This is a genomic window from Methanobrevibacter sp. (assembly GCF_017431965.1).
Lineage (GTDB): Archaea > Methanobacteriota > Methanobacteria > Methanobacteriales > Methanobacteriaceae > Methanocatella.
In genome coordinates, this window is sequence record NZ_JAFRKB010000064.1 from 1 (window position 1) to 21,760 (window position 21,760).

Annotated in this window: 20 protein-coding genes and 1 pseudogene; 6 read left to right on the forward strand and 15 right to left on the reverse strand. The window is 33.2% G+C overall.

The genetic code is table 11. From position 1 onward, the window contains the following. A pseudogene (locus IJI93_RS09270) lies at window positions 1-190 on the reverse strand (hypothetical protein); the annotation flags it as partial. 196 nt (window positions 191-386) lie between these two features. Between IJI93_RS09270 and IJI93_RS09275 the strand changes: the two are divergent. From IJI93_RS09275 to IJI93_RS09285, 3 genes are all read left to right on the forward strand, one after another. Next, complete coding sequence (locus IJI93_RS09275; RefSeq protein ID WP_292822379.1) at window positions 387-986, forward strand: DUF3800 domain-containing protein; 600 nt, start codon at window positions 387-389, stop codon at window positions 984-986. Between the two features lie 841 nt (window positions 987-1,827). Then, window positions 1,828-2,910 carry a tyrosine-type recombinase/integrase gene (locus tag IJI93_RS09280; RefSeq protein ID WP_366513296.1) on the forward strand — a complete coding sequence of 361 codons (1,083 nt, stop codon included), beginning with the start codon at window positions 1,828-1,830 and terminating at the stop codon, window positions 2,908-2,910. Window positions 2,911-3,020: 110 nt separating this feature from the next. Next, the gene (locus IJI93_RS09285) at window positions 3,021-4,049 is read left to right on the forward strand and encodes a hypothetical protein (protein WP_292822383.1); all 1,029 of its coding nucleotides are present in this window, start codon (window positions 3,021-3,023) and stop codon (window positions 4,047-4,049) included. Window positions 4,050-4,833: 784 nt separating this feature from the next. Here the strand turns inward: IJI93_RS09285 and IJI93_RS09290 are convergent. From IJI93_RS09290 to IJI93_RS09315, 6 genes are all read right to left on the reverse strand, one after another. Further along, window positions 4,834-6,066: a hypothetical protein gene (locus IJI93_RS09290; RefSeq protein WP_292822385.1), complete on the reverse strand. Its 1,233-nt coding sequence runs from the start codon at window positions 6,064-6,066 to the stop codon at window positions 4,834-4,836. A 60-nt stretch (window positions 6,067-6,126) separates the two neighbouring features. Further along, a complete protein-coding gene (locus IJI93_RS09295; RefSeq protein WP_292822387.1) occupies window positions 6,127-7,779 on the reverse strand; it encodes a LicD family protein in 1,653 nt (550 codons plus the stop codon). A gap of 150 nt (window positions 7,780-7,929) precedes the next feature. Next, the gene (locus tag IJI93_RS09300) at window positions 7,930-9,162 is read right to left on the reverse strand and encodes a hypothetical protein (RefSeq protein ID WP_292822389.1); all 1,233 of its coding nucleotides are present in this window, start codon (window positions 9,160-9,162) and stop codon (window positions 7,930-7,932) included. Next, window positions 9,134-10,792, reverse strand: a complete 1,659-nt coding sequence (locus tag IJI93_RS09305) for a phosphorylcholine transferase LicD (RefSeq protein WP_292822391.1) — start codon at window positions 10,790-10,792, stop codon at window positions 9,134-9,136. Before IJI93_RS09305 ends, IJI93_RS09300 begins: the two co-directional genes overlap by 29 nt. A 419-nt stretch (window positions 10,793-11,211) precedes the next feature. Further along, entirely contained in the window at window positions 11,212-12,234 is a 1,023-nt protein-coding gene (locus IJI93_RS09310; RefSeq protein WP_292822393.1) for an alcohol dehydrogenase catalytic domain-containing protein, read from the reverse strand. Next, the gene (locus IJI93_RS09315; protein WP_292822395.1) at window positions 12,227-12,928 is read right to left on the reverse strand and encodes a 2-C-methyl-D-erythritol 4-phosphate cytidylyltransferase; all 702 of its coding nucleotides are present in this window, start codon (window positions 12,926-12,928) and stop codon (window positions 12,227-12,229) included. The genes IJI93_RS09310 and IJI93_RS09315 overlap by 8 nt, the downstream gene beginning before the upstream one ends. Before the next feature lie 214 nt (window positions 12,929-13,142). Here IJI93_RS09315 and IJI93_RS09320 point away from each other — a divergent pair, with 214 nt between their 5' ends. Then, a complete protein-coding gene (locus IJI93_RS09320) occupies window positions 13,143-13,952 on the forward strand; it encodes a DUF169 domain-containing protein (protein WP_292822397.1) in 810 nt (269 codons plus the stop codon). A 31-nt stretch (window positions 13,953-13,983) separates the two neighbouring features. Here IJI93_RS09320 and IJI93_RS09325 read toward each other — a convergent pair whose 3' ends face one another. The 3 genes from IJI93_RS09325 to IJI93_RS09335 are packed head-to-tail and all read right to left on the reverse strand — an operon-like array spanning window position 13,984 to window position 17,216. Then, window positions 13,984-15,375: an MFS transporter gene (locus IJI93_RS09325; RefSeq protein ID WP_292822399.1), complete on the reverse strand. Its 1,392-nt coding sequence runs from the start codon at window positions 15,373-15,375 to the stop codon at window positions 13,984-13,986. A 13-nt stretch (window positions 15,376-15,388) separates the two neighbouring features. Next, window positions 15,389-16,768: an MFS transporter gene (locus IJI93_RS09330; protein ID WP_292822401.1), complete on the reverse strand. Its 1,380-nt coding sequence runs from the start codon at window positions 16,766-16,768 to the stop codon at window positions 15,389-15,391. 4 nt (window positions 16,769-16,772) lie between these two features. Then, window positions 16,773-17,216, reverse strand: coding sequence for a MarR family winged helix-turn-helix transcriptional regulator (locus tag IJI93_RS09335; protein WP_292822403.1), 444 nt, complete (start codon window positions 17,214-17,216; stop codon window positions 16,773-16,775). Window positions 17,217-17,327: 111 nt separating this feature from the next. On the opposite strand from IJI93_RS09335, the gene IJI93_RS09340 reads away from it, so the two are divergent. Then, complete coding sequence (locus tag IJI93_RS09340; RefSeq protein ID WP_292822404.1) at window positions 17,328-17,882, forward strand: manganese efflux pump MntP family protein; 555 nt, start codon at window positions 17,328-17,330, stop codon at window positions 17,880-17,882. 19 nt (window positions 17,883-17,901) lie between these two features. On the opposite strand, the gene IJI93_RS09345 is transcribed toward IJI93_RS09340, so the two are convergent. The 5 genes from IJI93_RS09345 to IJI93_RS09365 form a co-directional block, all read right to left on the reverse strand. Continuing rightward, window positions 17,902-18,201, reverse strand: a complete 300-nt coding sequence (locus IJI93_RS09345; protein ID WP_292822406.1) for a hypothetical protein — start codon at window positions 18,199-18,201, stop codon at window positions 17,902-17,904. A gap of 55 nt (window positions 18,202-18,256) precedes the next feature. After that, window positions 18,257-18,706: a hypothetical protein gene (locus IJI93_RS09350; protein ID WP_292822408.1), complete on the reverse strand. Its 450-nt coding sequence runs from the start codon at window positions 18,704-18,706 to the stop codon at window positions 18,257-18,259. A 71-nt stretch (window positions 18,707-18,777) separates the two neighbouring features. Further along, window positions 18,778-20,169 carry an MATE family efflux transporter gene (locus IJI93_RS09355; RefSeq protein ID WP_292822409.1) on the reverse strand — a complete coding sequence of 464 codons (1,392 nt, stop codon included), beginning with the start codon at window positions 20,167-20,169 and terminating at the stop codon, window positions 18,778-18,780. Next, window positions 20,166-20,636 carry a MarR family winged helix-turn-helix transcriptional regulator gene (locus tag IJI93_RS09360; RefSeq protein WP_292822411.1) on the reverse strand — a complete coding sequence of 157 codons (471 nt, stop codon included), beginning with the start codon at window positions 20,634-20,636 and terminating at the stop codon, window positions 20,166-20,168. Before IJI93_RS09360 ends, IJI93_RS09355 begins: the two co-directional genes overlap by 4 nt. Window positions 20,637-20,643: 7 nt before the next feature. After that, a complete protein-coding gene (locus tag IJI93_RS09365; protein ID WP_292822412.1) occupies window positions 20,644-21,102 on the reverse strand; it encodes a flavodoxin in 459 nt (152 codons plus the stop codon). Between the two features lie 113 nt (window positions 21,103-21,215). Between IJI93_RS09365 and IJI93_RS09370 the strand changes: the two genes are divergently transcribed. Beyond that, a partial coding sequence (locus IJI93_RS09370; RefSeq protein WP_292822413.1) for a PAP2 family protein occupies window positions 21,216-21,760 on the forward strand: 545 nt, incomplete at its 3' end.

A 21,760-nucleotide genomic window follows, 5' to 3' on the forward strand; every position in this document is an offset into this window, starting at 1 on the left:
AATTTTGCATTTGGAAGTCTAAAAATGTCAGAATTCCATTTTTAGTTTTGTATAATTTCTTTATTATTTCGGGATTGGTTTGTCTGTAGTAATTTTCGACTTTATTGGATGTTTTTTCTATATTTTCATCATCTATGTGTTCTACGTATCTGTGAAAGTGTCTAATGATGTGTTTTCCTATGAAATCTTTTGTTTACTAATGGTTTTGAGTGAGTTTTCCATAATATCTATTCAAAAACAGTAAACTTCATGGGTCTTGATATGTTGGAATCGAAAATTGATATTTTTAACATTCAATCAGATACATTCCTACTATTTACCGGACAATTTTGATTAAAATAATATTTCTTAAGACATCATACTTTAATAGATGAAGAGTAGGTAGCATGGATTATATTTACATAGATGAATCTGGAGAACTGGCAAAGCAAACAAATTATTTTGTTTTTGGAGCTGTCATTACTAATAACCCGATTGATCTGGAAAAAATAATTAATAAAACAAGAAGAAAATATCAAAAACAGTTAGGCAATATTTCAGAAATAAAAGGATATTCTACAGATGATTACATAATAAAAAAGATGTTGAAGAAACTTGATAAAACAAGTTCTAAAGTAGTAGGCATTATTTTAGACAAGCGATATATCTACAGAATACACCAAAACCAAAATTACAATATATTATATGACACGCTGGCATCTGAATTAGCTAAAGAAATCACAATTAATGATTCAACATCCATCATCATTGATAAATGTAAAAACAAAGAATATGAGATAATTAATTTCAATAAGAAATTCGTATCTAATTTAAATAACATTAAAAATTATCCAGTCAATGTAAAACATGCAAATTCTATTAATTACAAAGGTTTGCAAATAGCAGATATAGTGGCTTGGTCTATTTTTCAAAGTGTAGAAAGAAATAATAGCGATTTCATTGATTTAATTGAAGATAAAACAATAAAAAAAGTATTCGAAGAATGAAGAACCTACAGCCACCTAATTGACCATAATTAATTATGGAAAGTCGTCACCTGCGGCGACAAGGACTTGTAGGCTAAACCTCCAATAGGCTTTTACCTTCCAATCTTTCAAATGATAATTTGTATATATCACTATTTAAACATTTCTAAATTACTGTTTACTTTATTGTTTTTAAGTTCCCATACATATAATGTGGGTTGAATCTTTCTTAGTTCAAAATGCTGAAGTGTCATTTCAATATTTTGCCTATTGCCTTTGAACTTGCAATCAAAAACTAGCTATCATGTAGAATGTATTATAATTTTCAAATTTAATATTCATATTTTTAGAATAGATAACTATATATGTATTCATTTGTCGACAAATTGTCGACAGTTAATTAATAAAATTTCTGATTCAACATTAGTTACAGAATTTTTAAAATTATATACTATAAAATATAATTCATTTTTTTTTTTGAAATGACTACAAGATGTAGCCAGTTAAAAATTTGATAGAAATTTTTCAATACTATACTTGCTCCATATGTGAAAAATTGTCAAGATCCAAGTTTAAAATTACTTCTCGAAATAAATTTTTATTAATAAATTTCACTTAATTGTTATTACGAAATAAAAATCAAGAGAAATCACCATATTTCAACCGCTTGATGTAGGTGTCTTACTATACTTTCAACACTTCTGGGGAAAACTACAAATTATCCAAATTTTATATATAAAGAAAACGTATATTTTATGTAATAATATACAGTAAAAATGAAAAGATACGAAGTCTTTATATACTTAAAAAAATAATATAATATTGAGGGTTTGAGTATAGAAATTTAGGGGGCAAAATGCTTATGATAGAGGTTGATGAGCTAACGGACTACCTAGATGAATACTTGGAAGAAAAGCAAGAGGTTAAAAACTTAACTCAAGAAACAATAAGAAAACAAACGTTCAATATATCCAAATTCATTGAATATCTTGAAGATGAGGGAATAGATGAATTAAACAGTGACAATGTTAAAAAACAATTAAGGCATTACCGTAGGCACTGTTTAAAACAACGCGGCAATAAAAGGACAACCGTTAAAACATATATGATGAACATTTTGGAATTCATCAACTCAGAAGATGTTCAGGAAGAAATACAGCACGAAACAATTAAAATGAAGGATATCATTGAAGTAAAGGCTGAAGATCCTGAAACTGCCAAAAAGAGAATCGAAAAGATTAGCCTAACTAGGCCACAAAGTGCATTCTTTCTAGATACAATCCAACAAAGCGGCAATAAGAGAGATTATGCAATTTGCAGAACTTTCATTGATTCTGGAATGAGGCTTAAGGAATTGGTGTTATTAAATAAAGCAGATATCCAGGTTGAAATTGATGAAAAAGGATTTTACACACTGCCTGAAGACACCAATGAGTTTATTGAAGTTTTCCTACGTGCAGAAACAACAAAAGGGGAACTGAAGGACCGTACAACTTTCATTACCTACGATACGCTGCTAAGCTTGAATGATATGATTTATGATAGAATCACAAAACTCAGGAAAAATACAAATGATGTTTACCGGCCGGTTATTCAAAGAAATAAGGCTTTACAAGAGGTTGATCGTGAAGAACTGTTTACCAACATTAAAGGAAATAGAATAGGCAAACGTGGTGTTCAGGATATCGTGAAAAAATACGCTCATTTAAGTGATGAGCGAATAGAAAATGAAGGCATTGACTGTCCTGTCAATTATGGGAAAAATGTCAGTGTCCATATCCTCAGGCACACTGCATTAAGCCATTATGCGGAAATTTTGACCGTTGCTGAGGTTCAAACCATTGCAGGTCACTCAAACAGTCAAACAACCGATAAATATATTCATGTTGATAGAGAACAAATGAAGCAAAAATTAAAAGCTAATAATATGAAGTTTAATATCTAATTATTAAATTTCTACTTTTTATTTCAATTTTTAGAATATTTTAAATAGTATATTGTAGAATATAATATATAGTATAAATTTTTTATTATTCAAAACGTAGGATTTATTTTATGGCTTTAAAAAAGATTATTTTATTATTAAGTGTTACGATAATACTGGTTTCGATATTGGGTGTGTGTGCTTCCGATTACCAGTACGATGTAAATGAATTGAAGGCAATTCTTGAAAATACTGATGAGTCAGAAATGGTTGGCTGTTGTTCTGTCATGTTGCAGTTGGAAGGCAATAACAGTATGTTTGCTTTTAGAAGGGATGCAAGCTTCCCTGCACATATCTATATTGAAAATTATACCGATTGGCATGGACATAAAGCCGTTAAACAGTATAAAGAAGATGGAGGATACTTCTGTCAGGCTATTGTTACAGATGATGGCTGGACAATCGGATATGGTGGAATTGATGATGGTATAGACAATGAGAGAATCGAAAACATCACTGCTGGTATGATTAATAAAAACAATACCATTTCAGAAAAGGAGTTAACCAAGATTCAGGAAATAAAAGCTTCTTACGGTTTAGGACATCTCCTTATTAAAGCTCCTAATGGTAATTATGGTTTGGCAACTGCTACAACACATCAAGTTGGTCATTTAAACCCTGGAGAATATGTTTCCATACCAAACAGATATCAATTTTTCAGATCAGGAGAGATATCCTTAAACACTTCAGATAAAGTGTCTGCAGTAACTGAATTAGCCGCATCAGACGCATTCGGACTTACTAGAAGGGACATTACAACTTTCCACTACTACAATAATACCAACGACACATTTGAAGGCAATATCACAGACATTTACCTCTCAAATGATGACGGGTCAATGCATGGAATGTCTACTGGAGGTCTTTCAGACCCTGTAACTTTCAATAATACTACAATCAATGGTACAGATCTGCCTATTGCCCCTAAAAACATTAAATTCTGTACAGTTAAATTTGAAGAGGTTCACAATGACACCTTCTTTGGCGGCAGCGGCGATTTTAATTTATTAAGTTATATGGGATTCAAGGTGGGAGTTGTTATTCTTGCAATCATAGCATTAATTGCATTGCAGATAGTAAGAAGAAGACCTAGAATATAATCTAAAATTTATTAAATTTTATAAATTTTATTAAAAAACAACGAAAATTAAAGAAAAGTACATATTTTATTAGCTTGATATATATCAAGCTATTAATTTACTTTATTTTTTAAATATTACTTGAGCATTAGGGGTATAATATATATTAATACTACTTTCTGTATATAAGGAAAATATATGTAATATATATTTCTGTATATACATATAATATGTTAATATATGCTAATTATATTAATACTATTATCTGTAAATATATATTAATAGAATTATAACTATTTTATCTATTTTTACTATAAATACATATTTCCGTATAATACCTATATACATATAATATACGGAAATACTTTTCCGACTATTGTAATATTACACTAACAGAAATTTTAGTAAAAATAACGATTTTACGATAGATTTATTAAATTTTAACCATTCATAACATTTATTTATTTAATTAAAGAATTCATTAATAAATATATCATTAAATATAGATAAATTTACTATTAAAATTAAAATCAAAGCGCATACGATAAAAAAATTAATAAATTTTATAAAATTTTATAAAAAATTTAATTTTTATTATTTTTCGTAAAGTACAGGTTTTAAAAATTGTGGTATTTAGATTGCTACATATATGTTTCAAATAAAAACATTCACTTAAACAAATTATAAACTTTTTCTTGAAATCTCGTTAAGAATATCTGGAATTAATATTCAAAATGGCAAAATAATTAAATATTAAATTTGAATAATATAATTAAACATTTCATATATATGAAATATTTAATTATTATATGTCTTCTCTTAGTTCAATAATCTTATCAGCGAGTATTGCATCCCCGGTATCCCTTAAATAGTTGTCTAAAAGTTGGTCGATATCATCATCAACTGAATAGGTATAACCCAAATTAATTCCACTTTTCATTGAATTGATAAGAGGTTTCATTCTAACTTCCAATTCATCAAAGTTTCCCTGATCATAGAGACCTAACAGCTCATCTTTCTGCTCAATGTAGTCATCTCTATTATATACGATCTTTTTACTTTGAGTCAAATGGGATTTGAAATTTTTAATTGTGAGTAAATTCTCATAAATTTCTTTGCTTTGCGGAAATGTGTACTTCTTAACGAATCTAAAAATATTATTTTCATTGAGAGTAACCTCATGAGCAAATACATATTCAAAACTCCTCTGATAATTGTCCATATATCTCTGGAAGTCCTCATCCATTGAAAGTTCATCCCAACTTATCAGGCTACTGGTAGTTCCCTGATTATTGCTCCATCTTTTTTCAAGCCATTTATCGCCATAAATCTTTTTTGCATAATAATCAAAATCATTGAAGATAAATGAAGGAACACCATCCATATCCTTAGGGACAATATCATTGAATATTCCTGCTTTAAGGGTTTTAGACCCAATCTTAACTTCACTATAATTCTTTATGTCATCCCAGGTATCAATCGAATAGAGCTCCTTTTTTAAATTGTATCTCTGCTCAACAGCCCTATTCTCACCAGTGACCTTATAGTAGAAATTAAGAAATTTCTTCAAATAATTCAAGTACCACAAATCCTTAGTTGTAATCTTTAAAAATCTGAATTTCCAGAACAGATCTTTAAATTCAATCATTTTGCTGGTTTTTACAGGAGGATGCTCAATGAAATGGATATTAATACGAATACAATGATTGTCAATATTCCTGGTTTTCATGAAATTCATATCCACAATCTTCAAATCAAGGGACTGCTTATATCCAAACATCATATAATGTTCATCGAACTTGGGGTTGGACCTGAAATCCTCAAAATAATACCTGTCATCATCCAAAAGGCTAACAATCTTTTCCGCATCACTCTGACACATCAGCACATCCAATGAACTCATATAATCCTCAATTGATTCCCCTTTATAAGCTAAAAAAGCGCCCTGACCATGCAACACATACTTAACGTCAGCTTTTTTGCATAACCCGTCAAGCTTACCAAGTAAATCAAGCTGAATGTCTCTTCTGCTTAACATAGATTGCCCCCACATATCCTTAAATCAGCATGCTTTTGTGCGAATATATGTGATTCAAATTCATTGTGATAAACTATTAACATAGATTTCCTCCTCATTCATTTTATCAATACCCGCATGTTTTTTAGCAAATTGCCATACAAATCCGTTTCTGCTGCAGTCTACTGCTTTTCGATACATTTCACAAGATTTATCCTGATCACCTAACAGATAATATGCTCCTGCAATGCATGCCATAATTTCACCATCCTCCGGATATTCGGACAACATTCTGTTAGCTTCAGCAATTAAATTTCTATAATCATCATCATTATTCGATTTTTTAGCCAATAACCATAATCTAGCCCTATATGTATCAATCAAATTTTCAAAACCATCAAATGTCTTTTTCAAAGTCTCTTCAACTTTATCAACATCAAAATCATCATAAATCGCAACGGACAATGTCCTACAATATTCACAAACATCCTTCAAATATTGCAATTCATCGCTCATAGGCCTATTATATTCAATAATATCTAAAACTTTTCTACCTGTGAAATATGTTCCCTGCCTGATTTTACTCTCAACAGTGACTTTAAACAAATCATCACCTAAATCATGCAGGCTGGAATACCTTTTAGGAACAGCATAAAACTGATGAGTATAATAATCCTTAAAAATATCATCAATCAACTCAAATTCTTCATCCTTCAATAATTGATCTAAATCATAATCGTTTAATTCAACAGTCTTCTCAATATTTTTCTTATCAATCAAACCCCTGATTTTATTCCTATCAATATCAAGATACTTTTTATATTTCCATAAATCCACACTATTCCTTTTATTTCCCTCATAAGCCTTAATAATCTTTTCCTGGTCAATATGTTTAAGATATATCTTTGAGAAATCCTCAAAAGGATGATTTTGATCTGAAATGAACGGATTATGAGAAACCTGATTATCACCCTCAGGCACATACATCCAAGAATCACCATAATTATACCTTAATGCATGCTCTAATATATGTGATGTAGGAAATTTATGCCCTTCTAACTCCACATAACGTTGTTTGGAGTAATAACTAGATTTATGTAGAGATATTCGAATTCCCCATCGTATGCGAAACAAATCCGCTTTCTCCATAGGGCATGAATATAATTTTTCATATAACTCCTGTATTACTTCATCAAATCCCCGTTTTTCGATTTCATCCAAATACTTAAAAACTAATTGTTGGTGTTCTTCATAATCCTCAATAGGTACATTCTGAGAGACAAAGTAATGGGGTGATATAACTTCTAAAAAAGCTTGCATCTGTTTTATATGTTCCTCCTGACCCTCCTCAACATTTGGAAGAGGGTCTGTAATGAAAATTTCAATTTGATTACCGCATGATTTAGCTGCAATAGCCTCTGATATGAACATCAGTGTAGTTGAAGAATCAACATAGCGAGCAATAGGATTTCTATAATATTTATCATTTTCAATGCAAGCAATTCGACTATCTTCAGGTAAAATTTCAGGATTTTCATTGATTAATTTAAGCAACTTGTTCCATTCATCTCTAACCATAATTATATCAAGATCATCATCCCATGGAAGGAAACGCTGATTCCTGAGTGCCCCGAGAGCAGCTCCCCCCGCTAAAAAATATTCAATTCCATGCTCGCTGCAAATATCATCGAATTCAACTAAAATTTTAAATAAAGATTCCTGCATTTCATTCATTAATTCTCATCTCAATATAATTTTTTCTAATAATGTTAACTTATGGATACAAATTCAATATATCATTAATCTAATCTTTCAAAAGTCTTCGACCTGATATCCAATAGCATATAATAATATAATTTTATTAATCAATGATATTAAAAGTTACTATATGTCTTCTTTTAGTTCAATAATCCTATCTGCCAGTATTTCATCCCCGGTATCTCTTAAATAGTTATCTAAAAGTTGGTCGATATCATCATCAACTGAATAGGTATAACCCAAATTAATTCCACTTCTCATTGAATTGATGAGAGGCTTCATTTTAACTTCCAATTCATCATAGTTTCCTTGATCATAGAGACCTAACAACTCGTCTTTCTGCTCAATGTAGTCGTCCCTATTATATACGATCTTTTTGCTTTGAGTTAAATGGGATTTGAAATTTTTAATTGTGAGTAAATTCTCATAAATTTCTTTGCTTTGCGGAAAAGTGTACTTCTTAACGAATCTAAAAATCTTATTTTCATTGAGAGTAACCTCATGAGCAAATACATATTCAAAACTCCTCTGATAATTGTCCATATACCTCTGGAAGTCCTCATCCATTGAAAGTTCATCCCAACTTATCAGGCTACTGGTGGTACCCTGATTATTGCTCCATCTTTTATCAAACCATTTATCACCATAAATCTTTTTCGCATAATAATCAAAATCATCAAAGATAAATGAAGAAACACCATCCATATCCTTAGGGACAATATCACTGAATATTCCTGATTTAAGGGTTCTAGACCCAATCTTAACTTCATCATAATTCTTTATGTCATCCCATGTATCAATTGAATAGAGCTCCTTTTTTAAATTGTATCTCTGCTCAACAGCCCTATTCTCACCAGTGACCTTATAGTAGAAATTAAGAAATTTCTTCAAATAATTCAAGTACCATAAATCCTTAGTTGTAATCTTTAAAAACCTGAATTTCCAGAATAGATCTTTAAATTCAATCATTTTGCTAGTTTTTACAGGAGAATGTTCAATGAAATGGATATTAATACGAATACAATGATTGTCAATATTCCTGGTTTTCATGAAATTCATATCCACAATCTTCAAATCGAGAGACTGCTTATATCCAAACATCATATAATGCTCATCAAACTTAGGATTAGACCTGAAATCCTCAAAGTAATATCTATCATCATCCAAAAGACCAACAATCTTTTCAGCATCACCCTGACACATCAGCACATCCAATGAACTCATATAATCATCAATTGATTCCCCTTTATAAGCTAAAAAAGCACCCTGACCATGCAACACATACCTTACATTGGCTTTTTTGCATAACTCGTCAAGTTTTTGAAGCAAATCAAGCTGAATATTTCTTCTGGTTAACATAGATTTCCTCCTCCTTCATTCTATCAATACCCGCATGTTTTTTAGCAAATTGCCATACAAATCCGTTTCTACTGCAGTCTACTGCTTTTCGATACATTTCGAAAGATTTTTCCTGATCGCCTAACAGATAGTATGCTCCTGCAATGTATGCCATAATTTCACCATCTTCCGGATATTCGGACAACATTTTATTTGCTTCAGCAATTAAATTTCTATAATCATCATCATTATTCGATTTTTTAGCCAATAACCATAATCTAGCCCTATACGTATCAATCAAATTTTCAAAACCATCAAATGTTTTCTTCAAGGTCTCTTCCACCTTTTCAACATCAAAATCATCATAAATCGCAACGGACAATGTCCTGCAATATTCACAAACATCCTTCAAATATAGCAATTCATTGCCCATAGGCCTATTATGCTCAATAATATCTAAAACCTTTCTACCTGTGAAATAAGTTCCCTGCCTGATTTTGCTCTCAACAGTGACTTTAAACAAGTCATCACCTAAATCATGCAAGCTGGAATACCTTTTAGGAACAGCATAAAACTGATGAGTATAATAATCCTTAAAAATATCATCAATCAATTCAAATTCCTTATCCTTCAATAATTGATTTAAATCATAATTGTTTAATTCAACCGTCTTTTCAATATTTTTCTTATCAATCAAACCTCTTATTTTATTCCTATCAAGATCAAGATATTTCTTATATTTCCATAAATCCACACTATTTCTTTTATTTCCCTCATAAGCCTTAATAATCTTTTCTGGGTTAATATGTTTAAGATATATCTTAGAAAAATCCTCAAAAGGATGATTTTGATCAACAATGAACGGATAATGAGCAATCTGATTATCACCCTCAGGCACATACATCCAAGAATCCCCATAATCAATCCTAAATGAACGCTCTAATTCATGTGATGTAGGAAATTTATGTCCCTCCAACTCCACATAACGCTGTTTAGAATAAAAACTAGATTTATGTATAATGGTCTCAATTCCCCATCGTATACGGACCCAATCTGCTTTCTCCATAGGATATGAATATAATTTTTCATATAACTCCTGTATTACTTCGTCAAATCCCCGTTTTTCAATTTCATCCAAATACTTAAAAACTAATTGCTGGTGTTCCTCATAATCCTCAATAGGAAAATCCTCTGAAACAAAGAAATGGGGCGATAAAACTTCTAAAAAAGCTTGCATCTGTTTTAAATGTTCCTTCTGACCATCCTCAACATTTGGAAGAGGATCTATAATAAATATATCGATTAGATTACCGCATGATTTAGCTGCAATAGCCTGTGATGTGACCATATAGGTAGTTGAAGAATCAACATAACGAGCGAGAGGATTTCTATAAAATTTATCATTTTCATTGCAAGCAATTCGACTATTTTCAGGTAAAATTTCAGGATTTTCATTGATTAATTCAAGCAACTTGTTCCAATTATCTCTAGTAATAAGTACATCAAGATCATCATCCCATGGAAGGAAACACTGATTCCTGACTGCCCCAAGGGCAGCTCCAAATGCTAAAAAATATTCAATTCCATGCTCGCTGCAAATATCATCGAATTCAACTAAAATTTTAAATAAAGATTCCTGCATTTCATTCATTAATTATCATCTCTAAATATCATGGATACAAATTCAATATATCATTAATTTAATCTTAAAAGTCTTCAACTTGATACTAATATTATATTAATATATAATTATATTAATCAATGATATTAAAAGTTACTATAATCAAGCTAATTATTGATTTGATTGAGAAAATTTAAGCAAAAATAATTTTATAAATAGGAATAGTTATTCATAAATTGTAAAAGCATTTAAATCAAGTTAATGAATATATTCATTTATTAATCAAAAGAATTGACTGAAAACAATGAAAAAGTTGTCGTTTCAGATGATTTTTTTTACTGATATAACACTTTCCACATTCATTCTTCGCGAATATATTATGCCGGAAGATTATGCACTCTTTAGTCAGTTTGTCCATGTTTTAATGGTATTTGGTCGAATACAGCGAATTAAATATTCCATTTCAGCACTGTTTTTCCAAACTTGGAATGATAATCCAATTTAAACGATTTATCAATATCCTGAATTGAGGATATGTCCACTTTATTTGTAATTAGATTTTCTAGATAATTACTTAAATCCGGAAATTCACACAATAACCTGACAGTGTCTAGAAAATCCTCACGTCCACTTCTGCTGCTTCCAAAAATATTCAATCCTTTTTCCAATACCATGCGTGTATTTATTGGAATTTCATATTCAGATACGCCTAACAATGATATGGAACCTTGAGGATTTATCAAATCGATAATTTGATTAATGGCAGCATATGATTTATTTGAACCAACACATTCAAATGCATGGTCAATTTTAACATCATCGGGGACTTCATTTACTTTAAATCGTTTATCAGTGAAGGAAAATAATGCTAAGCGTTCATCATTAACGCCAAAAATATAGACTTTAGAATCTGGAAAAATGAATTTTAAAAGTAAAGATACAATATAACCTAAATTACCATCACCCCAAACACCGATTACATCCTTTCTTTCATGGGAAAATGAATCGAAGCGATTGATTGCATGGACCGCAACGGAAATTAATTCAATAAATGATGCAACCTCCAAATTAATATCCTCTGGAAGTTTTACCAACCTATCCTCATCCATAAAAACATGTTCCGACATGAATCCATCAAAACCACTGGATCTGAATTTAGAACTGCGCAAATAATTTTCCAAAATCACATCATCATGTTCAATTGGAGTGTTTGGAATCATGACCACATTATCTCCAACATTGAAATTATTATTGGGGGAAAAGACAACTTCCCCTACAGCCTCATGTATTAGGGCCATGGGCAACTTTTGATTTAAAATCTCAGCAGGGCGATTTCCATTATAATATCTCTGGTCAGCTTGACAAATTGACAGGAATTTCGGTCTAACGATTATCTTATTAAAATCAGTTTCTTCTACAAAAAACTCTTCAAAAAATTTTGGAGAAGACAATCTATAAATCGTGTTAATCATTATATTCCTCCAGAATAAAATTAGCGACTTTTAAATCATAAGGATGTGTAATTTTAATGTTTGAAACATCCCCTTCAACCAAATGCACCCTTTCGTTATTTAAAACAAATAATTTACATGCATCACTTAATAAAGCTTTTTCATCTTCATCTAAATTATCATAGAAAAATTTTAATTTGTCTAGTCTAAATGATTGGGGAGTTTGACCTTGATACATATAATCCCTAACTGGAATATCAGTAATATCTTCATTGTTCTTGCTTTCAACAATGGTATCTGTAGCATGAATTACAGTATCACATGCTCCATAATCTTTAGCGCATTGAATATTTTCTTTAATAATCCTATGAGATACAAAGGGCCTTACAGCATCATGAGTAACAACAATATGGTCATCATCATCGTAGTTATCTAATATATATTCCATACCTTTGTTAACAGTGCTAATTCGTAATTCTCCACCTTCAATAACAACAACATTATTGAAATTATAATCACTTAATAAATCTTTAGTATAACTGATCCATTCTTTAGGAGTTAATACGATTATCTTTTCAAACTCATTTAATATACTAAATTTTTCGATAGTATGAATTAAAATAGGTTTATTTCCTAAATTTAAAAATTGTTTTGGCTTTTGAGTACTTCCCATCCTAGTTCCTAAACCACCGGCTAAAATTAATGCAAAATTCATAATATCTACCTAAAATTTAATTATATAATTTTAATATCTATTTAATTAATTAAATAATTTACTTCATTGAAAATCATTTAAAACACTGCCAATAAAATAGTTTTCTTATAGGATATTTTATAAAAATGGTGGTTAATAATTAAAAAATTAAGAAATATTTTTATAAGTTATCAAAAAAATTAAATATTAATCATATGAAATTGGGGTTTTTAGAATGCAATTCAATATTGTCAAAGAATTAAATGGTGAATTTGATCCTATAGTGCTTATCAAAACTGATGAAAAACCGGCTGATGCAACCATGCCAAAACCTGGCCGGGGAGGGTGTGTAATGGCATTTGTCTCACAGACAATTGCCAAAAGAAAAGTAACAGCTTTTGGTCGTGAAAACATTACCTGCGGAGGCATCGCTACAGGAATGGGTTGGGGAGACGGATTCAACAGCCCTGAAGACATGGAATTTCAGGCAACATTTCTATCTTTAGGCCAGGATTCAGCAAAAAATAAGGATGAATACCTTAAGAAATTAGAAAATAGGCCGAAAAATGTAGCTGAAATGTTCAGGGAAGGTGAAAGAATCTATTGTGACTTTGATACAGCTTTGGCCCATATCAAAAACAGGCCAATATATGATGATAAGGAATATGTCGTGTTTAAACCGATAGAGATGCTGTCAGAAGGTGAAATTCCTGATTCAGTGATATTCACATTAGATGCTATGGAACTCTCAGCAGTTTTACAGTTGAACGGTTCGTTCAGAAGTGAAAATGCAAGCGTCATAACACCGCAGGCCTCAGCATGCCAGGCAATCGGTTCCTTTACATTTCAGCAACAAGAAGAGGAGATTCCATCACCTGTATTGAGTCCCCTTGACTTTGCGGCAAGGCGTCACATGAAACACTTCATACCTAATGAGTACATGTGCCTGTCCATGCCTTGGGAACTATTCCTGAAGCTTGACGAGTTAAGTAAAAACAGTGTCTTCCAGACAGATTTCTGGAAGGAATTCGGTAATGGGGTTTAAAAAAAATAAGAATTGATTAGTAGTAAACTAATCAATTTGGTCTTTTTGTGTTGAATTCATCCTTGGACCTGACTCCAACCAAGGATGCAAATATTGCTATCAGACATGCAGCTGTACATATTCCACAGATAATTTGAGATGACTGTACAATCATGCTTGCATATTCCGGAGCCAGTTTTAAGCTGCCCATAATCCAGGCAAATACAAGTGTCAAAAGTCCCAAACTCATGGTTTGGCCTATTGTTCTCATTGTTGCCTGTGAAGCTGAAGCTGTTGGAGCGTCTTTCGGCGGAACTGAACTCATGATTGCATTCATGTTCGGGCTTGAGAAGAGTCCCATTCCAATACCCTGAAGAATCATTGCAACTACCACCATGTATAGGGGAGTGTCTCCTGTTAGGAATGTCAGTATCAAAAGGGCAATTGTGGCAATTCCCATTCCCAAAGCCGCAAGCTTTTGCGGATGAATCCTGTCTGAAAGCTTACCTGCATTCGGAGCCATTATCGCCATGATGATTGGAGTAATAATCAATATCAGTCCGGACATCTGCGCATCCCATCCTCTGACATATTGGAAATGATAATTCAATAGGGTTGTAACTACCATTATTGCAATGTAGCTGCATAGGGCAGCAATGTTTGATGATGTGAATTTCTTGTTTTTAAATAAATTAACATTAAATACAGGGGATTTCTGCCTTAATTCATATGCACCGAACACTACCAGCAAAATCAATCCGAGAATTGTCAAAATCAAACCGGAAGTTGTTGTCAATGTTGTAAAACCATAGATAAACGCCAAAATGCCCAATCCATAAATTATTGATCCGATTTTATCAATCTTATCCTTTTCATATGTTTTCCATTCATCTGTTATTTTCAATGACAATAAGATGATGCACAGTACCAGGAACGGAATTACAAAGTAAAATATAGACCTCCAACCCAGGTTATGCACCAAAAATCCGCATATTACTGGAGAAAGTGATGTTGCAAGATAAACGCCTGTGACTGTAAAACCAAGTGCCTTTCCCCTGTTTTGAGGTTTGACAGCATGAACCACCATTGCCATGGCAGATACATTTAGGAATGCCATTCCTGCACCCTGAACAATCCTGAACAATAGGAATGATTCTGTTGAGAAAGATAAGCATGCACCTATTGATCCGATTAGAAATACCAAAACTCCCGCCAATAAAGATTTTTTCACGCCAAATTTTCCTGAAATCTGTCCTGCCGGAACTGTACACACCGCAACTGTTAAAAACAGAATTGTCGGCACCCAATTTTGGATGACATTGTTCATTGCAAAATCCTGTGCAATGGCAGGAACTCCTATAATAATACCATTTGAAAGAAATACTGCAAAAAATGAAGTAATGAATGATACTATTACTACATATGTTTCTAATTCCAATTTCATATTTATCCCTCTTTTAAAAATTAAATGAATCCTTAGATTTAATGCCTACCAAAGAAGCAAAGACAGCCACTATACAAATTATTGTACATATTATACAAATCAACTGAGAAGACTGAACTATCATGTTTGAATACTCTGATGAAAGCTTCAGGCTACCCATAATCCATGCAAATACAAGTGTCAAAAGCCCCAAACTCATGGTCTGTCCTATAGTTCTCATTGCAGATTGAGCCGCTGAAGCGTTAGGGGTCTCGTTAGGTGGAACTGAGCTCATTATTGCATTCGTATTTGGGGTTGTAAACATTCCCATTCCAATGCCCTGCAGTATCATTGCAATGACAATCAGATATAGCGGGGTATTTGCATCCAAAAATATCAATATTACAAGGGTCATCGTAGCGATGCTCATTCCGATTGCAGCCAGTTTCTGCGGATGTATCCTGTCTGAAAGCTTTCCAGCATTCGGAGCCATGATTGCCATGATGATAGGTGTAACTATCAATATGAGTCCTGACATTTGGGCATTCCATCCCCTGACATACTGGAAATGATAGTTGAGTATTGTTGTAATTGCCGCAATCGCAAGATAGCTGCACAATGCCGCGATGTTTGATGAGGTAAACTTCATGTTTTTAAACAGGTTCATGTTGAATGCCGGACTTGTGATTTTAAGTTCATAAACTCCAAATGCAATCAATAGAATTGTTCCTATGATGATGCATATTACGCCATTTGTTTTCATCAGATTTGTAAAACCGTAAATGAAAGCCAAAATTCCGATGCCATATAGGACGTATCCCAATACATCGATTTTGTTTTCCTCATAGCTTTTCCATTCTCCAGGTATCTTTAAAATCATCAATGCCAAACAAAGAATCAAAAATGGGAATACAAAGTAAAACATTGCCCTCCAACCGAAATTATGCACTAAAAATCCGCAGAATACTGGTGATAGGGACCCTGCCAGATACACTCCTGTAACTGTAAATCCCAATGATTTGCCCCTGTTTTGCGGTTTGACAGCCTGCACTACCATTGCCATTGATGATACGTTTGAAAAGCCAATGCCTATTCCCTGAAGCGCTCTAAATATCAAAAACATTTCCTTTGAAATTGAAAGACATGCGCCAACTGACGCCAAAAGGAATATGGCCATTCCCACAATCAGTGATTTCTTGACACCGTACTTTCCTGAAATCTGTCCTGCCGGCAGGGTAAACACTGCAACAGCAAGCAGGGCTATTGTGGTAATCCAGTTTTGTTCAACATTATTCATCCCGAATTCCGCAGCAATTGACGGAACTCCCAAAACTATTCCTGCAGAGAGAAACACTCCAAAGAAAGCCGTTATGAACGCTACAAATACAACATATGTTTCCGAATCAAATTTCATATTTTCACCTAACCAGTTTCATGCCATTAATGGCGATTTGCTTAATTCTTTGCTTCAATTCGTAATCTTCATCTGTTATTCCAACTTCCTTTTCCCAATCCTTTGAAATCTTTCTTATTTTCGGTACTATCTCATCTCCCTTTGGAGTTGTCTTAAGCATGTATTTTCTTCTGTTGTCGGGATTGACCTCTCTTTTGATGTATCCCTGATCTTCAAGTTTTTTAAGTGATTTTGCTATGCTGGCCTTGCTCTGGCCTGACATGTTTACAAGATTGTCCTGAGATATGTTTGGATTATCGTAAATCATCATTATAAACCGCATTTCATGACCCAAATCAAGTTCGTGAATCTTTGAATTCAAATATTTCATCTGATTTTTGCTTAAATTGTGGATCCATGCGATAAACGGTGATGAGTCATATATTCCCTCATAACTTTCCCCATCCATAATATCACCTGATTATTGATATATATTATAAAGGATATAAATGTTTCTAAGTGAACAGTTAATATAGAAACAATAACAATTATAAATAACTAAAACTACAATATTAAAATAATGTCATTAAATATCATTTCTGTTTTTTTAATTGCAGTAGCGCTTGCAATGGATGCATTCAGCGTATCCCTTACCAAAGGATTTACTCAAAAAAATTTAACCAAACAGCAAATTCTATATTATGGACTATTCTTTGGATTTTTCCAGTTCATGATGCCTGTTTTGGGATATTTCTGCATAAGCCGCATTTCAAGCATTATCGAGTCATTCGCATCAATAATCGGTTTTGTTCTGCTTTTGGCAATCGGTCTTAATATGATTCGTGAAAGCCTATTCGGCGGCGAAGAAGAGATTACAGATAAATTTTCATTCAAGGAAGTGACATTGCTTGCAATAGCTACAAGCATCGATGCATTTGCAGTTGGAATAACATTTGCGGTGTTGAATAACCCATTTCTGATGCCGTCTATAATAATTGGTGTAGTTGCATTTGCATTCAGTGTTGCCGGAATATATATCGGCCGCAGGCTTGGTGACTATTTCGGAGACAAGTTCCAGATACTCGGCGGAGTTATACTTATTTTGATAGGAATTAAAATCCTTTTAGGATTTTAATAAAAAAAGAAAAAAAGATTTAAAGTTTAAAGAAGTCATGAGACCAGCTGATGTTACGCTTAACTTTCTGGATTTGATCATCATAAGTTTTTGTTTCCTCATATTCTTTTTCGAGAATTTTCTCTTTTTCTGTAGAGTTAACTGAATTGAGTAATTTAGATAGACTATCAATATCCTCAGCAGTTGGAGCGTTATCTTTAAAATCCTCTCTGATTTTAAAAAGCATGTCAATAGCTTCACCAACACTGATGTCGTTTGCTTCCAAGATTTCAACCTTTTCAAGTTGTTCTTCTGTTAATTCTATTGTTTTTTCAGCCATAGTGTTACCTCGATATGTAATTAATTAATAATTTGTTTTTAATACTTATAATAATTTACTTATATTCCTCATTATATGAGCGAAATTTTTCAATGAAATTATCCAATTCCTCTTCAATTTGTGTTAAAGGAACAATAGGCTTGTAGTTGAGCAGTGTATTGAGTGCAATCAGAAGAGGTATGGCTTCACCTACATGAATATTGCTGAATTCCAAATCCTGATATGTTATCCTGAAGTTATTTCCTGAAATCTCATCTATTCTAAGTCCTGGAGCTATGAAATTTATTTCGCCCTTTTCGATGAGCTCCTCAAGGTCTTTTGTACCTTCAAGGATATCTTCAAACTCAACTTTTGGCTTGTTTAAAATTGGAGTTATGAAATCGAATTCAATATCATAATCATATTTAGAATAGTGATGTCGGAAGTAGTTGTCAACCATCAGGTAATTGATATACAGCTCATGATTTGATATTGAATATTTCCTGTTGTTCAAGATGAATTCCATGTTTAATTGTTTAGGCTACATCTTATAAAAATGCTTTTAAAAAAATAAGGCAATAGTCCAAACGGACTATTCTAATCTGTTTTAGGTGCATATTTCCTAATTGAAATCTGCTTGAATTTGTATGTAAAGAAGTGCGCCCAAAGAAAACCGATTGTCCCTCCGACAAAGCAGCCGAATACGACACCCGCATAAATTCCGGTTAATCCCCATCCAAAGATGAAGCAGAATAAATATGCAAATACGCTTTCAAGAATCAGTGACCTGAGAAGAGTAATCAGAAGTGAATATACTCCTTTTCCAACACCCTGAAACATCATGGATGACATCATTCCGTGTGGAATGGCCAAGACAAACAGGCTCAAAACTGATATTGCAGTTGCAATCTGTGGAGACAGGCCTGCACTTGCCTGTGTATATGAAAACAATGTGGCTATCTGTTGGGAGAATACAAACATTATGGCTCCCAATATTATTGAGATTGCAAATCCTAATTTGATTGAGTAGATATGGGCTGTTTTAAGGTTTACATGATTGTGGGCTCCATATGCAACTCCGGCAACTGTCAATACGGCAGTTCCGATACCTATCAAAGGAATCATGGATAGCTGCACAATCCTCATGGATGCAGTATATACTGCCACTGCTGTGGTTCCTGCTGCAATAACAAGCATGTTATTTATTATTATTCCTAAAGCTGAAAATATAATGTTTTCCAATGTAGAAGGTATTGCAACCTGAAGGGTATCAAGCATCAGCTGTGTTGAGTAATTGAAATTTTTAGGGGACAAATCAAGGTATAAGTCCTTTTTAACCCATATCCAGTAGCCCATTACTATACAGGACAGTGATGCGGATATTATTGTAGCCCATGCAGCACCAGAAATTCCCAAATCAAGAACGTAAATGAATATCGGATCTAGTATGATGTTCATGATTGCAGTAACCGCAATTGCAATTGTAGCGCGTCTCATGTCTCCTTCAGACCTGAATATTGCTGAGGCAACACCTGAAAACACGAATATGAAAAGAAATCCGAATATGATATAGCTGTAATCCAATGCATAGCCGATTGTGCTTCCGGCTCCCATAAACTCCAGTATCTGAACCATAAATCCTTCAATCAGTATTGTGAATATTATTGATACTATGATTGAAAGGACAATGGCATGAAGTCCCGCATTGTTTGCCTGGCTGTAGTTTTTTGCCCCGATATTTCTTGCAATCAGTGAGTTTGCTCCTGCGCCTATTCCGTTACCTAAACCTACCAATACCATAAAAAGCGGTGTGATAAATCCGATTGCCGCCAGTGCATCAGCCCCAAGTCCGGCAACCCAAATACTGTCTGCAAGGTTGTAGAGCATGATTAGAAGCATTGAAATCATCATTGGAATAGCCAACTTTACTATTGCCTTTTTAGGGTCTCCGGTAATCATTTCAATATTCTTACTTTTCTCTGCGCTCATCTGTTGTCACCCTGGTTTAATTCCATTGTTTTGATAGCTATCTCCTTCAATACTTTTTGAAGAGTTTCCCTTTCTATCAAATCATTTTCGCTGAAAATCTCCATTTCCCATTTGTTGAATATGTTTATGGATTCATTGAGTGTTTCCTGTCCTTTGTCTGTAAGTGAAACCTTGTTCTGGCGTCTGTTTTCAGAGTCAATTTCCCTTACTATAAGTTCCTTTTCTTCCAGTTTTTTAATTGACCTTGCAACCGCCCCCTTGTTGATGTTGCATCTGGAGGCTATGTTTTCCTGATTTATGTTGCTTTGGCATGATATTTCAAACAAAAGGTGTAGCTGGGTTGCATTTATATCCAAATCCTTAAGGTTGTGGTTCAGATATATGTTGTGGCCCCTTGCGATAATTGAAATCAGCTTGCCTACAGGAAGAGTTGCTGCGTCCAACTCTTTAAATTCTTCAAGGCTCATTTTAACACTACTTCAAAAATTCAGCCATTCTGTCTTCATATAGATTATTTTTGACTTCCTTTGTTGTCAGGGCCAATGTTGAAAGGGGCTTTTTTGATACATATTTTTCCATCTGCTCTAAAGTTGAATCAAGCCCTGATCCTCCGGCTGTCACGAAGAACTTGACATCTGAAAACTTTCCTTCATTCTCTTTGATATATGAGATCAATGGTGTTGATGCCTTGCTTGCCCATACAGGTGTTCCAAGATAAACTACATCATAGTCTTGGGGATTGTATTTTAAAGGCTCAATGTCTATGATCTTTTCTGTGATTGCATCCTTTCCGCCACGGGCATAGCCTATCTTTCCCTGATAGTTTACTTTAGGTACAATCTCTTCGATATCTCCGTTAAGTTTTCCTGCAATTTCCTCTGCAAGTTTTTTTGTAATGTTTGTTCTTGAATAATATGCGATTAATGATTTCATTATTATAGTTATACTGTACTAGTATATAAATGTTGCACTAACAACAATTGCAATGGCAACAGTTAATTTGAAAATTAAAAAATATTTATTTGATTAGGATATAAACTATTAACATGAACAAAATAAAAATCGCCGAGACAATATCAACAATAACAAATCCGCCCATTATCACAATACCTCTTTTTTTGATAATATGCATTGTATTGTCCTGGGAAAATGGGGTGTTCAATTTAAACAAATTCATTGTTCTCGAGCTGATTTCACTTGTTTTTGCTTCAATTCTGCCTATGGCAATCATATTGTATTGGGCTAAAAAATTAAATACCGACAAGGACATTTCAAACCGTCAGGACAGATTCACACCCCTGATAGTAGGTGTTGTATCATATATGATCGGGTTTTTCATTTCCCTGCTTCTGAATGTCGACCACTTCCTGACCCTGCTTCTTCTTTGTTATGCAGTCAACACTTTTATAGTGATGCTTATAACATCAAAATGGAAAATAAGCGTCCACACCACAGGAATGAGCGGTCCTGTAGGAGCATTGATATTGCTTTTGGGCCCTTTCGGCGCATTATTCGCCATACTTTACCCTATAATGATCTGGTCAAGGGTTCTTTTGGAAAAGCACACTTTGGCTCAGGCAATCTGCGGAGC

Bases quoted from the DNA above. Each gene is read 5' to 3' on its own strand.
- IJI93_RS09275 (WP_292822379.1), top strand. From the start codon at position 387: ATGGATTATATTTACATAGATGAATCTGGAGAACTGGCAAAGCAAACA.
- IJI93_RS09280 (WP_366513296.1), top strand. From the start codon at position 1,828: ATGATAGAGGTTGATGAGCTAACGGACTACCTAGATGAATACTTGGAA.
- IJI93_RS09285 (WP_292822383.1), top strand. From the start codon at position 3,021: ATGGCTTTAAAAAAGATTATTTTATTATTAAGTGTTACGATAATACTG.
- IJI93_RS09290 (WP_292822385.1), bottom strand. From the start codon at position 6,066: ATGTTAAGCAGAAGAGACATTCAGCTTGATTTACTTGGTAAGCTTGAC.
- IJI93_RS09295 (WP_292822387.1), bottom strand. From the start codon at position 7,779: ATGAATGAAATGCAGGAATCTTTATTTAAAATTTTAGTTGAATTCGAT.
- IJI93_RS09300 (WP_292822389.1), bottom strand. From the start codon at position 9,162: ATGTTAACCAGAAGAAATATTCAGCTTGATTTGCTTCAAAAACTTGAC.
- IJI93_RS09305 (WP_292822391.1), bottom strand. From the start codon at position 10,792: ATGAATGAAATGCAGGAATCTTTATTTAAAATTTTAGTTGAATTCGAT.
- IJI93_RS09310 (WP_292822393.1), bottom strand. From the start codon at position 12,234: ATGATTAACACGATTTATAGATTGTCTTCTCCAAAATTTTTTGAAGAG.
- IJI93_RS09315 (WP_292822395.1), bottom strand. From the start codon at position 12,928: ATGAATTTTGCATTAATTTTAGCCGGTGGTTTAGGAACTAGGATGGGA.
- IJI93_RS09320 (WP_292822397.1), top strand. From the start codon at position 13,143: ATGCAATTCAATATTGTCAAAGAATTAAATGGTGAATTTGATCCTATA.
- IJI93_RS09325 (WP_292822399.1), bottom strand. From the start codon at position 15,375: ATGAAATTGGAATTAGAAACATATGTAGTAATAGTATCATTCATTACT.
- IJI93_RS09330 (WP_292822401.1), bottom strand. From the start codon at position 16,768: ATGAAATTTGATTCGGAAACATATGTTGTATTTGTAGCGTTCATAACG.
- IJI93_RS09335 (WP_292822403.1), bottom strand. From the start codon at position 17,216: ATGGATGGGGAAAGTTATGAGGGAATATATGACTCATCACCGTTTATC.
- IJI93_RS09340 (WP_292822404.1), top strand. From the start codon at position 17,328: ATGTCATTAAATATCATTTCTGTTTTTTTAATTGCAGTAGCGCTTGCA.
- IJI93_RS09345 (WP_292822406.1), bottom strand. From the start codon at position 18,201: ATGGCTGAAAAAACAATAGAATTAACAGAAGAACAACTTGAAAAGGTT.
- IJI93_RS09350 (WP_292822408.1), bottom strand. From the start codon at position 18,706: ATGGAATTCATCTTGAACAACAGGAAATATTCAATATCAAATCATGAG.
- IJI93_RS09355 (WP_292822409.1), bottom strand. From the start codon at position 20,169: ATGAGCGCAGAGAAAAGTAAGAATATTGAAATGATTACCGGAGACCCT.
- IJI93_RS09360 (WP_292822411.1), bottom strand. From the start codon at position 20,636: ATGAGCCTTGAAGAATTTAAAGAGTTGGACGCAGCAACTCTTCCTGTA.
- IJI93_RS09365 (WP_292822412.1), bottom strand. From the start codon at position 21,102: ATGAAATCATTAATCGCATATTATTCAAGAACAAACATTACAAAAAAA.